The sequence below is a fragment of the Mesorhizobium sp. CAU 1732 genome, assembly GCF_039888675.1.
In the GTDB taxonomy this organism is placed as follows: domain Bacteria; phylum Pseudomonadota; class Alphaproteobacteria; order Rhizobiales; family Rhizobiaceae; genus Aerobium.
The window spans coordinates 231160-244013 of the sequence record NZ_JBDQQR010000002.1; the positions used below are offsets into that span (position 1 = coordinate 231160).

Consider the following 12854-nt stretch of genomic DNA (forward strand, 5'->3'; position numbering starts at 1 on the left):
AACGCGGTCGATCGGAGATAACCATGCGCGGCAGCACTGCCGCAAGCCTCACCGGCAGTCGATGCTCAGGCTTCCTTGATCGCGTAGCCCGCGCCGCGGATCGTGCGGATGACGTCGGGCATGCGGCCATTGTTGACCGCCTTGCGCAGTCGGCCGACATGCACGTCGACCGTGCGCTCGTCGATGTAGATCGTCTCGCCCCAGACATTGTCGAGAAGCTGCCCGCGCGAAAACACCCGGCCCGGATGCTGCATCATGAACTCCAGCAGCCGGAACTCCGTCGGTCCAAGCTTGATCTCGCTCTTCTTGCGGTAGACACGGTGCGATTCCCTGTCGAGCAAGATGTCGCCGACCTTGAGAACGCTCGACAGGACCTCCGGCTTGGCGCGGCGCAGGAGCGCCCTCACCCGCGCCACGAATTCCGGCGTCGAGAACGGCTTGACCAGATAGTCGTCAGCTCCGGTCGACAGACCGCGAACCCGGTCGCTTTCCTCGCCCCGCGCGGTCAGCATGATGATCGGCAGGCGCTCGGTTTCCGCCCGCATGCGCAGCCTGCGGCACAATTCGATGCCCGAGATCGCCGGCACCATCCAGTCGAGGACGAGAAGGTCGGGAACATTTTCCTGAAGCCTTATCTCGGCCTCGTCGCCGCGCATGACGACTTCGACCTGATAGCCTTCCGCCTCCAGATTGTATTTCAGCAGAACGCCGAGCGGCTCTTCATCCTCGACGACCATGATCTTGGGAGCAATCATCGGCTGCTGGTCCTCATTCCGCCTCGACCCTGACCGACGTCTCGTCGATCTTGGGCCTGTGCAGGGGCAGTTGCTGCCCGGTCACCACATAATACGCGTTTTCGGCGATGTTCGTCACATGGTCGCCGATGCGCTCCAGATTCTTGGCGCAGAACAGGAGGTGGGTACAGGCCGTGATGTTGCGCGGATCCTCCATCATGTAAGTCAGGAGTTCGCGGAAGATCGCGGTGTACTGGACGTCGATCTTCTCATCGTCCGCGCGCAGCGTGACGAGATCGGCAGCGTTGCGGGCCTCGTAGCGCTCGATGACCGCATTGACCTGCGCGATCACCATCTCGGCCATCGCATCGATCGAATGCGACAGCCCGCGCGGCGTCGCGTCCTCGCCCACCGCATTGACGCGCTTGGCGATGTTCTTGGCGAGATCGCCGATCCGCTCGAGATCGGCCGCCATGCGGATCGCGCCCACGACGGAGCGCAGATCCTGCGCCATCGGCTGGCGCTTGGCGATCAGCGTGATCGCCCGGTCGTCCAGTTCCCGCTGCCGTGCGTCCATCACCGCGTCGTCGGAAATGACGCGCTGCGCGAGAGCGTTGTCGGAGTTCAGGAGGGACCGCGTCGAGGCCAGGACCATCTCGCTGCCCAGCTCCCCCATGTCCCGGATCAGCCGGTCGATGTGGCCGAGTTCCTCGTCGAAGGATGCGACTGTATGTTCACCCATGGCTGGTTCCTCTACGCCGCGTCAGCCGAAGCGACCGGTGATGTAGTCTTGCGTGCGCTTCTCGTTCGGGCTGGTGAAGATCAGGTCCGTCGGACCTTCCTCGACCAGTATGCCCAGATGGAAGAAGGCGGTTCGCTGCGAGACGCGGGCGGCCTGCTGCATCGAGTGCGTGACGATGACGATCGTGAAATTCTGCTTCAGATCGTCGATGAGCTCTTCGATGCGCGCCGTCGCGATCGGGTCGAGCGCCGAGCACGGTTCGTCCATCAGGATGACCTCGGGCGACACCGCGATCGCACGCGCGATGCACAGGCGCTGCTGCTGGCCGCCGGAAAGGCCGGTGCCGGGTTCGTTGAGGCGGTCCTTCGCCTCGTTCCACAGGCCGGCCTTCTGCAGGCTGGATTCCACGATCGCGTCGAGATCCGCCTTGTTGCGGGCGAGCCCATGGATACGCGGGCCGTAGGCCACGTTTTCATAGATCGATTTCGGGAACGGGTTCGGCTTCTGGAACACCATGCCGACACGTGCGCGCAGTTCCACCACGTCGAGCGAGGCGTCATAGACGTCGAAATCGTCGAGCTCGATCTTGCCCGTCACCCGGCAGCCCTCGATCGTGTCGTTCATGCGATTGAAGCAGCGCAGGAATGTCGACTTGCCGCAACCCGACGGACCGATGAAGGCGGTGACCGCCTTCTCGGGAATGTCGATCGACACGTCGAACAGCGCCTGCTTCGCGCCGTAGAACACGCCGACGTCGCGTGCCTTCACGCGGATCGGCCGTGCGGCCGGGTCGGGGGTCCGGACGGTAGACGACTTGATCTGGTAGAGGTCTGACTGCCCGACGATCTCTTCGGTCGGCATGCGCATCTCTCTGGTCTCCGATTTGACGTTGGTGGTCATGTGCGGCGCTCCAGTCTGGTCCGCAGGAATATTGCGATCGCATTCAGGGCCAGCATAAGGCCGAGAAGCACGATGATGGCGGCAGATGTGCGCGCCTCGAAGAAATTCCGGTTCTCGTTGCCTTGCCAGAGATAAATCTGGACCGGCAGCGCGCTCGACTGGTCCATCGGTGTCGCCGGCACGGCCGCCACGAAGGCGTTCATGCCGATCAGGAGCAGCGGCGCGGTCTCGCCGAGCGCCTGCGCGACGCCGATGATCGTCGCCGTCAGGATGCCGGGATAGGTGACCGGCAGCACATGGTGGAACACCGTCTGCGTCTTCGATGCGCCAAGCCCGAGGGCCGCCTGCCGCAGCGATGGCGGCACCGCGCGCAGCGACGAGCGGGTCGCGATGATCACGGTCGGCAGCGTCATCAGGGTCAGCACGAGACCACCCACGATCGGAGCCGATAGCGGCAACCGGAAGAAGTTGATGAACACCGCCGCGCCCAGCAGGCCGAACACGATCGACGGCACCGCCGCGAGGTTGTTGATGTTGATCTCGATGAGATCGGTAAACCGGTTCTTCGGCGCGAACTCCTCGAGATAGACGGCACTCGCAACGCCGATCGGCACGGCCAGGAATATGACCACCATCATCATGTAGAGCGAACCGACGAAGGCACCTGCAAGGCCCGCGGCAGCCGGTGCCGAACGCGAATCCACATTGGTGAAGATGTGCCAGGCGAAGGCGAAGCGCATCTTGCCTTCTTCCAGCAACGTGTCGGCGAGCGCGCGCGCCGGCGCCGAAAGCTGCTGCTGCGTATCAGGCAGGTCGCGGTTGATGTTGCCCTTCAGCCAGTTGTCGGCATTGGCAGAGCCCAGCATGTTGACGGTCACGGTCTGGCCGAGAATGCTCGGGTTGGCGACGAACATGTCGCGCAGCTTGAAGCGCTCGTTCGTCTCGATGATCGACAGGATCTGGCGCGTATCGGCTTCGGTCCCCGGCGCGGCATTGCGGACGGCGGCCTCCACGACGCGGTTCCAGTTGACCATCGTCGCCTTGCGCTCCCAGTCGAGCACGGCGCGCCGGTAGTCCGCCGGCGACTGGCCGTCCTGCCGGACTGGCTTGGGCTCGACCTTGACGATCTCGGGATCGAAGAACACGTCGACGGTCAACGTCGCCTGCGTAAAGGCCGGAAGGCCCTTCGAAAGGATGTTCGTGAACAGGATCGCTACGAACCCGATCGCAGCCGCGATCGCAAGTATCCCGTAGATGCGGAACCGCTTCTCGCGCGCATGCCGCGCTCGCAGTCCGCTCCTGATCAGCGCAAGCCGTTCGGCATTCGCGTTCCCGCCGGCATTCGGTTCGGATTTGAAGATGTCGGCCATGGCTACTCGTACTGCTCCCGATAGCGGCGGACGATGTAGATCGCCGCGATATTGAGGATGAGCGTCATCACGAAGAGGGTCAGTCCCAGCGCGAACGCGACCAGAGACTGCGGCGATGCGAAGTCCGTGTCGCCGGTGAGCTGGTTGACGATGGTGACCGTGACGGTCGAAACCGGCTCGCCGGGATTGAGGCGGAGATAGGGGCTGTTTCCGGCCGCAAGCACCACGATCATCGTCTCGCCGATCGCGCGGCTGACGGCGAGCAGGAAGGCGCCGACGATGCCCGGCAGCGCGGCTGGGAGGATGACGCGCTTGATCGTCTCGGATTTCGTCGCGCCGAGCCCGAAGGAGCCATCCCGCATCGCGCGCGGAACTTGGCGGATGATGTCGTCCGAAAGGGACGAGATGAACGGCACGATCATGATGCCCATCACCACCCCGGCTGTCAGGGCGCTGGTCGCGCGGATGTCGAGGCCCACCGACTGGCCGATACCGGCGAGGAACGGCCCCACCGCCACGAGCGCGAAGAAGCCGTAGACGATCGTCGGGATGCCCGCGAGGAGCTCGATGATAGGCTTGACGACGCTGCGCACGCGCGGGCGGGCATATTGCGACAGGTAGATCGCCGACATGAGGCCGATCGGCAGCGAGACGAACATCGCAATCGACGCGACCATCAACGTGCCCCAGAGGAGCGGCAACAGGCCGTATTCACCGCCTGCCGCACCCGTCGTGGAAAAGCGCGGGTTCCAGACGGTGCCGAAGAAGAAATCGATCGGGCTGACGAAGCTGAAGAAGCGGATCGCCTCGGTCAGCAGCGACGCGACGATGCCGACCGTGGTCAGGATCGCGACCACCGAGCAGCCGACCAGCAGGATCGTGACGAAGCGCTCGACCTCGTTGCGGGCACGCAACCGGGCGGAAATGCGCTTGCGCGACATGAAGATCGCAAGGGCGCCGCAGCCTGCAGCCGCCGCGATGATCGCCGCGAAGGTGAGCGTACGGAATTCGCGCAGCGCCTGTGCGGCGAGATTTTCATAGGGCTGCGTATCGCCGACGACACCGAAGCCGGATTCGATCTGGCGGATGCGCAGGATCGCGGCGTTCAAATCCTGGCCGGTCAGCGCGGCCACTTCGGGCGGCAACTGCGCCAGGATATAGGCACGAGACGCGCTTTCGCCGAAGAGCGCCCACAGCGCGAAAATGAGAAGGGCCGGCAGAAGCGCCCAGATCGCGCTCAGCGAACCATGATAGACCGGACGCGAATGCAGCTTGCCGGCAGGCGTTGCGAGCGCGCGGCTGCGCGACCACCCGCTCTGATATGCGAAGGCCAGAAGCGCCAGCAAGAGGCCGGCCACGATTGCCGTGTTCATCGGCGATGTCCCATTGAGAGAAGCCCGTTGGATTCGGACAGCCGGCTCCTAAACCGGAAGGTTTCGCTGGGGAACCGCACGGCAGCGCCCCAGCGAAATCAGTGAGCCTTACTGAACGTCGGCGACGGTGAGCGCCTTGCCTTCCTGGAACTCGGCGAGGACCTCGGCGGTCTCCTCGACCGGAGCCGGGATCAGGCCAGCCGTCTCGAGCGTGCCGCCCAGACCTGCCATGCCGTCCGACAGGAAGAACTCGACATATTCCTGGATGCCCGGGATCGTGCCGACATGCTCGCCCTTCACGTAGAAGTAGAGCGGACGCGAAACCGGATATTCACCGGCTGCGATCGTCTCGAGCGAGGGGGTGACGCCCGACATGGTGGCGACCTTCAGGGAGTCGCGGTTCTGGTCGTAGAAGGAGAGACCAAAGACGCCGACCGTGTCCGGGTTCGACTGCAGGCGTGCGAGCGTCTCGGTGTAGTCGCCGGCGATCTCCACGACCACGTCCTGGCGGATCGCGGTGCAGGCCTTGTCCATGTCCTCTTTGCTCATCTCAGGCAGTTCGGCCGCTTCGCAACCCTCGTGCAGGACGCGCTCTTCGAAGACTTCACGCGTGCCGTGGTTGGAAGCCGGGATCGCGACGGCGATCGGCTGTTCCGGCAAGGACGGATCGATCTCGTTCCAGGTCTTGTACGGGTTGGCGGTCATCTGGCCATCGACCGGCACCTGTGCGGCGATCGCCTTGAAGACGTGGATCGGCTCGAGCGCGAAATCGGCCTTGTCGGCGCTCGTCGCGAAGACGATGCCGTCATAGCCGATCTGGACTTCGAGGATCTTGCTCACGCCGGCGGCGTTGCAGGCTTCGATCTCGGAAGCGCGGATGCGGCGCGAAGAATTTGCGATGTCGATGGTGTTCTCGCCGACGCCCTGGCAGAACTGGCGCAGACCGCCCGAAGAGCCGCCCGAGCCGACGACTGGCGTCTTGAATTCAGGGAACGCATTGCCGAACTCTTCGGCCACGATGCTTGCGAAAGGCAGGACCGTCGAGGATCCGGCGATCTGGATGGTGTCGCGCGACTGGGCGTTCGCGCCGCTGACGGAAGCGGCGATGGCGAGCGTTGCCGCCGAAGCCGAAAGGAAGAACGTGTTCATAGTGCCAACTCCTGATCGGAAATTCCGTGTGGACGCATCTCGCGTCGGGAGTGGCAATAGCGGGCCTGTGTAACAGTTGGATGACAGTTTCGTGTCATGCCGATTACGATCCCCGCGTTGCAGCATAAGGGTCGTTTGCCGACGCTGATCGGAGAAGAATTATGCTCAGCCGGCTATACGGCCTTCGGCATCTCCGGCTTCCATCCAGCGTTCGATCTTCTGCGTCAGCGCTCTCGGGCTGATCGGCTTGGACAGATAATCGTCCATGCCCGCATCCATGCAGCGTTCGCGGTCGCCCTTCAGCGCATGCGCCGTCACGCCGATAATCGGCACATGGAAGCCCGACAGCGTTTCCGCCTCGCGGATTTTACCGGTCGCCTCAAGTCCGTTCATCTCTGGCATGGACACATCCATCAGGATCATGCGCGGGTTCATCGTGCGATAGGCCTCGACGGCAAGGCGGCCATTGCCGACGATCTCGTAGGTAAAGCCCGTCTCGCCCAGAATTTGCGTGAAGACGAGCTGGTTGACCTCATTGTCTTCGGCGACGAGGATATCGACCCGATGTCCGGCGCTCGGCCGGGGCGAAATACGCAGTTCGGGCCGCGCCGGCTGCCCGTATTGCGCCGAAGCGGCCGTCTCGGCCGCCTGAGCGCCTCGTTCGATGACAGTGCCGGCGTGGCCGGTGCGCCGCCGCTGGATGGACGACACCAGTGCCTCGAGCAACGCGGACGAGCGCGCGGGCTTGATCAGGTGCGCGTCGATTTCGAGACCGCGATAACCCGGCTGGTGCAGCGACTGGTCGACGGATGTCAGCAGGACGATCGGCGTAGCCGCAATGGACGGTATCGAGCGGATGGCGCTGGCGACATCCGCGCCGGACATGCCGGGCATCTGGTAATCGAGGATGACGCAATCGACACTCAGACCGTGCGCGGCCACCGCCTTGAGCACCGCGATGCCTTCGGGCCCGCCTTCGGCAGCGCAAGCATCGAAGCCCCAGGCAGCCATCTGCTCCAGCAGAATTGCCCGGTTGACCGCGTTGTCGTCGATCACGAGGATTCGCGCGCCGGAGACGTCGACCGGCATGGCCTTGTCCTGACCGGCACGACCGGAACGCGGCAGGCTGATCGTGAACCAGAACGTCGAGCCTTGCCCCTCCACGCTCTGCACGCCCATCTCGCCCTCCATCAGCCCCACGAGCCTGGACGTGATGGCAAGACCGAGTCCGGTGCCTTCATGGCGGCGCGTCGAAGACGCATCCACCTGACTGAACTTGTCGAAGACCTGGGCGAGCTTGTTCTGGGGGATGCCGATGCCGGTATCGGTCACCGAGACGCGCAGTGCCGTGTCGTCGTCGCGGTTCTCGCCCGTCACATCGACCAGCACATGGCCTGAATCCGTGAACTTGACGGCATTGCCGAGCAAATTCGTGATGATCTGGCGGATACGCCCGACATCGCCGACATAGTGATCGTGCAGCCCCGGCTGGACGCGGACGATAAGTTCGAGGTCCTTCTCCTTGGCCCGCGCCGAAACCAGTGTCGCGACATCCTCGATCGCTTCGGCGAGATGGAACGGCGCAGGGTCGAGCACGAGCTGTCCTGCATCGATCTTCGAGAAGTCGAGGATGTCGTTGATGATCGTCAGGAGCGCGTTGCCGGACTTCACGATGATGTCGGTAAAGGTCTTCTGGCGCGAATCCAGGTCCGATTTCGCCAGCAGTTCGGCCATGCCGAGAACGCCGTTCATCGGCGTTCTGATCTCGTGGCTCATATTCGCCAGGAATTCCGACTTCGCCCGGTCGGCGAGAACCGCCTTGCGCTGCGCGTCCTGAAGTTCGGCCTCGCGGTCCTTGAGTTCGGTGATGTCGGTGCTGGAACCGATCAGATGCATCGAGCCGTCGGCGCCGACAAGCCGGCTCTTCTTGGCGATCAGTTGCCGCGTCGAGCCGTCGCGGTGCGTCAGCGTCTCCTCGGTCTCCGACATGCGGCCTGTGGCGAGGACCTGAAGGTCGCGGTCGGCAAAACCGTCCCCTTCGTCGCCGAAGAAGTCGCGGTCGCACTTGCCGAGCGCTTCTTCCTTGGTGATGCCGGATATGTTGCACCACGCCTTGTTGACGAATTCGAAGGCGAGCGTATCGGATTTGACGTAGGTCGACACCGGCAGTTCATCGAGAACATGCGTGTAGAGCTCGATCTGCGCCATGCTGTCGCGCAGCGCTTCCTCGCGCTCCTTGAGTTCCGTGATGTCGACGCGCACGCCCACATAGGTCCCGTCGCTTTTGCGCGTGTCGAACGCCTTGAACCAACGGCCGTCCGGATTGCGCCGCTCGAACACCGAATGGCGCGTGCGATAGCGCGCCAGATACCCCTCGATCCACGCGTCGCGATCGATGTCGTAGAGCTGGTCGAGTTCGGGGTCCCCGCTTTCGCGGAAATATCCGGCCGTATGCGCGACCTCGACGGCTTCACGCAGCGGCTTGCCGGGCTGCATGGCCGAGACCATCGCGGGCAGGGCTTCGTGGACCTTGCCGTTGGCGAGCACGAACCGGTCGTCCTTGTCGTAGATGATGACGCCGGCAGGCAACGTCTCGATGACGCTCGCGACGTAGCTGCGGGCGTTCTCGCTCTCGATCTCGCGGCGCTTGATGTCGGTCACGTCGAAGATCGAGCAGACGAGATACTCCGTGTCGCTCGACGTCTGGATGCGGCTCTTGCGGACCAGCCTGGAACCGGATCCGGCAGGCGTCGCGTATGGAGCCTCGGTCTCATAGATTTCGCCGGTCGCAAGCACGTGCGCCTCGATGCCCTCGAACGCACCGCGTTCTTCCGCAGGGACAAAATCCTCGTCGCGCTTGCCGACCATCTTGTCCGGCGTCGTGCCGAAGAAATCGGCGAATGCCTCGTTCGCCATGACGAAGTTGAGCTGCGAATCCTTGACGAACATCGGATTGGGAACGCCGTTGATCACGGCCTCGGCCACCGTGGCCTTTTCCAGCGCGTCCGCCAGTTGCGCTTCACGATCCTTCATCGACGTAATGTCGTAATAGGAAACGAGCCGCTTTCCGCCCGACAGCGTGGTGACCGAATAGATCATCGTGCAGCCGTCCGCGCGGCGGAACTCCCGCGCAGGGACGTCGCCATCGCGGATTTCGTTCAGCCGGGAGGTGACGTACTCCTCCCACTCGTCGTCGGCCACATCGTAGATGCCGTTGTGGCGATTGATATCCATCAGGGCCCGGAAGGGATCGCCCACGGCGACGTCGTCCCGCGTCAGCTTCCAGATATCGTAGAATGCCTTGTTGACGATCTCGGCGTGGAGATCGCGATCGAGGATGACGACGCCGAGCGTCAGCGTGTCGAGGCTGCGCTGCAGATCGTGCAGCAGCATCTCCGCTTCTCCATGCGCCTTTTCCAGCCCGATCTGCTGTTCTTTGAGCGCGGTTATGTCGGTGCAGATGATGATCGTGCCGCCATCGTCGGTGCGCATCTCGCGATGCATCGCCCAGCGGCCATCCGCGAAGCCGAGCAGCGTTTCCGAGCGAAACGCGTCCCTGCGCTTGCCGAGCATCTGCGCGCGAAAGGCGTCGCCACCTTCCTCGCCAATCGACCAGATGCCACGCTCGAGCGATGTCTGCACGATCTTTTCGAACGGAGTGCCTGGACGTATGACGTCTTCCAGCCCCGCATACATGGCGACCATGGCCTCGTTGAACAGAACGAGTTGATCTTCCGAATCGTAGTAGCAGAAGGCATCCTGCATGACGTTGAGAGCCGACATCAGCCGCTCGGCATGGCTGTGGCCGGAATTTTCCGCCTCGATGAGCTGGTCGCGGCTTTCGCGCATCGACAGTTCGCGACGCGCCTCGCTCAAATCGTCCATGATCGAAAACAATGCGGTCACGTTGCGCCCTGTGCCGCGATATCCGAGAAACTCTCCCGTGCCGTCGAAACGGGGAACGCCCGACACCGAAATCCAGCGGCAATCGTCATTGCCGTCAGGGGATTCGTACACGAAATCCCGAAACGGGCGACGCGCTGCCAGGTCGTCCAGATGGCGCGACGGCGTGCGGCCCGGCTGCGCTGCCTTGAGCAGCAGTTCCAGCCTTGAACGCCCGATGACACGCGCGGGATCGACACCGCTTATCGTCTGATAGCTGTCCGACAGGCTGGAGATTCTGTGCTGCGCATCGGATTCCCAGATCCAGTCGGCGGCGCAATCGAGCAACGCCGCGATTGCCTCGGGCTCAAGCGCTTCGCCATGGCAGCGTATCGCGCCCGCGTGCGAGCCCGGCCCGACAGACGTCCCTTGCCCGCCAGCATTCCGGCCGTTTCCCGGCTCGGATGCGGTGTGCCCCTCCCGCTTTACCACCGTCCAGATACCCCCTGCGCAGAATCACGCAATCTGGACTGTGCCCGGCAAGGCTTAACGTTCCGCTAACCATGATGCTGAAATTGCGAGGCAAAAGCGGTTCAGAGGCGGCCCCGGAAAACGGTCCGGAACAGGATCTCGACATCGCGGGCGAGCGTGATCCGGTGCATGTACTCGCCATCGGTCTGCGCACACAGTTGGGGGCGGGACATATCGATGTCGCGGACCTGCGCGAGCCCCGTGATGCCCGGCCGCAGCGCGAACACGCCTTCGGCACGGCGATGTGCGATGAGTTCAGCCTGACGCGGCAGGCATGGCCGGGGTCCAACGAGGCTCATCTCGCCCTTCACCACATTCCACAGTTGCGGCAACTCGTCGATCTTGAACCGCCGCAGAACGCGTCCCACTGGAGTGACCGCATCGGCTCCGACCTCATGCGTCGGGACATCCGGCGTGTGCTCATGCATGGTTCGCAGCTTGTAGCACAGGAAGGGCGCCTCGCTCTTGCCGACACGCTCCTGCGCGAACACGATCCGCCCTGGAGACGTCACCCGCACCGCCACCATCGCAACAGCGATGACAGGCAGAGCGACAAGTAGCCCCGGCACGGAAAGCGCCACGTCGAACATACGCTTGAGGCGCCCCGCATAAGCCATGATCAGCGATCGGTTCCTTCGACCGCCTGCCGATTGGGGTCCGGAATGCTTGCAGCAAGCACGATCATCGAGAAGATGAAGAAGCTGTCCATGATGTCGTGCTTGAACATGATCTGGCTCAAACCGCACGCGGCGTAGATGAGACTGACCTGAAGTGCAAAAAAGAGGCGCTTTCGGTGGTCAGGATCGCGCGGCGCCTGCCAGGCGACATAGATCGGCGCGAAAAGAACGGCCAGGAGCGCAGCCAGAACCACGATGCCCCCATCGATCGTGAAGGAGATGAAGGCGTTGTGGGCGTGGGTGAAATTGCGCAGCGGACCGTCGTGGCGCAGTAGTTCCTCTACCTTGTCCATCCGGTTCTGGATGCCGTGCCCGAAGATCGGCGATTCACCGATGATCTGCCATCCGGCCATCCAGAGCCGCAAGCGCTCGCCGATATTCTCCGACGTTTCCCCGGCTATCACCATGTCGATTTCCTCGACGGTGTCGTAGAAACGATCGGTGATGAGATCGGATGCGGCATAGATCGCAATGGCCGCGAACACGGCCGCCGCCGCACCCGCCAACTTTGCCTTGGGCGAGCGCCAGACGCCGGGCATGTATGCGATCAGGAGTATGACCGTCACCGCGGAGGCCAGCACGACGCCTCGCGTCAACGACAGGACCACCGCAAGCAGACCCGCCATCGTACCCACCGCGGCAAGAAAACGATCCCGGCGCACCGCACTGCTGACGTTCAGACCGGCAATGCCGGCGAGGCAGAGCGAGATGATCCCGAACACGGCGGCATTTCCGGCGCCGCCCTCCGCGCGCGAACCAGAGATGGCGACCTGCATCAGGGCAATGATGAGCGCCCCGATAGCGCCTATGGCGGCGCCTTTTATGTAGAGGTTGAGATAGTCGAGCTGAGGCGAGGCACGCAGCCGCGGCACGACCACCCAGACGCCCAGAAACGGCAGCAACCAGTAGGTCGAAACGAGCACCTGGGAGCGATTTTCGCCAAGAAACGCGGTTGCGAGTTCCAGCGCGACGAAGGCCGTGATCGTACCGGCGATTACGCGATCGGTTCGCGTCAGTCGAAAAGCGAAACGACCCAGCACGAGGCAGATCACCGCCCACACCACGAAGGCGCTCAGCATGACGGAAATAGTGCTTCCCATGATGGCCGGCAGCGCCGCCATCAGAAACACCGACATCGCATTGTTGCGGTCGAAAGCAGGGAGGCTTTTCAATATATTCACGGCAGGGGATACACTATACTTTTGCTTTGATAATATATGAGCTTGGAATTATATTCCAGACACGCTCTGATATAACTTTCCAAATCCGACACAGGCGATGATCCGAACGTCACGGCCATTGTAACTGCAGTGTAGCCGGGCTTCTCCGCGCGTCTTGCGCAAAGCCAGACGTGACAAGAGGGCAGCAAAAAATGGCAAATCTGGATCATGGAAAGCTGGTACGCCCACGGGGAATCGAACCCCGGTTTGCGCCGTGAGAGGGCGCCGTCCTAACCGCTAGACGATGGGCGCTTGCCAGAACCGGCGATATAGAGG

At 63.0% G+C, this 12854-nt stretch carries 9 protein-coding genes and 1 tRNA gene; all 10 read right to left on the bottom strand.

Going from position 1 to position 12854, the window contains the following annotated elements; all coding sequences use genetic code 11:
• Positions 1 to 65 precede the first annotated feature (65 nt).
• The 10 genes from phoB to AAFN55_RS18850 all read right to left on the bottom strand — a co-directional run bounded on the left by phoB (position 66) and on the right by AAFN55_RS18850 (position 12830).
• A complete protein-coding gene (phoB, locus tag AAFN55_RS18805) occupies positions 66 to 755 on the bottom strand; it encodes a phosphate regulon transcriptional regulator PhoB (protein ID WP_347800502.1) in 690 nt (229 codons plus the stop codon).
• A 13-nt stretch (positions 756 to 768) separates the two neighbouring features.
• On the bottom strand, positions 769 to 1476 hold the full coding sequence (gene phoU / locus AAFN55_RS18810) for a phosphate signaling complex protein PhoU (protein ID WP_347800503.1): 708 nt from the start codon (positions 1474 to 1476) through the stop codon (positions 769 to 771).
• A gap of 21 nt (positions 1477 to 1497) precedes the next feature.
• Complete coding sequence (gene pstB / locus AAFN55_RS18815) at positions 1498 to 2337, bottom strand: phosphate ABC transporter ATP-binding protein PstB (protein ID WP_347801046.1); 840 nt, start codon at positions 2335 to 2337, stop codon at positions 1498 to 1500.
• A gap of 35 nt (positions 2338 to 2372) precedes the next feature.
• Positions 2373 to 3746 carry a phosphate ABC transporter permease PstA gene (gene pstA / locus AAFN55_RS18820; protein WP_347800504.1) on the bottom strand — a complete coding sequence of 458 codons (1374 nt, stop codon included), beginning with the start codon at positions 3744 to 3746 and terminating at the stop codon, positions 2373 to 2375.
• Positions 3747 to 3748: 2 nt separating this feature from the next.
• Positions 3749 to 5119: a phosphate ABC transporter permease subunit PstC gene (gene pstC, locus AAFN55_RS18825; RefSeq protein ID WP_347800505.1), complete on the bottom strand. Its 1371-nt coding sequence runs from the start codon at positions 5117 to 5119 to the stop codon at positions 3749 to 3751.
• A gap of 108 nt (positions 5120 to 5227) precedes the next feature.
• Positions 5228 to 6268 carry a substrate-binding domain-containing protein gene (locus AAFN55_RS18830; protein ID WP_347800506.1) on the bottom strand — a complete coding sequence of 347 codons (1041 nt, stop codon included), beginning with the start codon at positions 6266 to 6268 and terminating at the stop codon, positions 5228 to 5230.
• Positions 6269 to 6433: 165 nt separating this feature from the next.
• The gene (locus tag AAFN55_RS18835; protein WP_347800507.1) at positions 6434 to 10642 is read right to left on the bottom strand and encodes a PAS-domain containing protein; all 4209 of its coding nucleotides are present in this window, start codon (positions 10640 to 10642) and stop codon (positions 6434 to 6436) included.
• Positions 10643 to 10743: 101 nt separating this feature from the next.
• Complete coding sequence (locus AAFN55_RS18840; protein WP_347800508.1) at positions 10744 to 11298, bottom strand: sugar transferase; 555 nt, start codon at positions 11296 to 11298, stop codon at positions 10744 to 10746.
• Between the two features lie 2 nt (positions 11299 to 11300).
• Entirely contained in the window at positions 11301 to 12530 is a 1230-nt protein-coding gene (locus AAFN55_RS18845; protein WP_347800509.1) for an O-antigen ligase family protein, read from the bottom strand.
• Positions 12531 to 12755: 225 nt separating this feature from the next.
• Positions 12756 to 12830: transfer RNA gene (locus AAFN55_RS18850), tRNA-Glu, on the bottom strand.
• Positions 12831 to 12854: the final 24 nt, after the last annotated feature.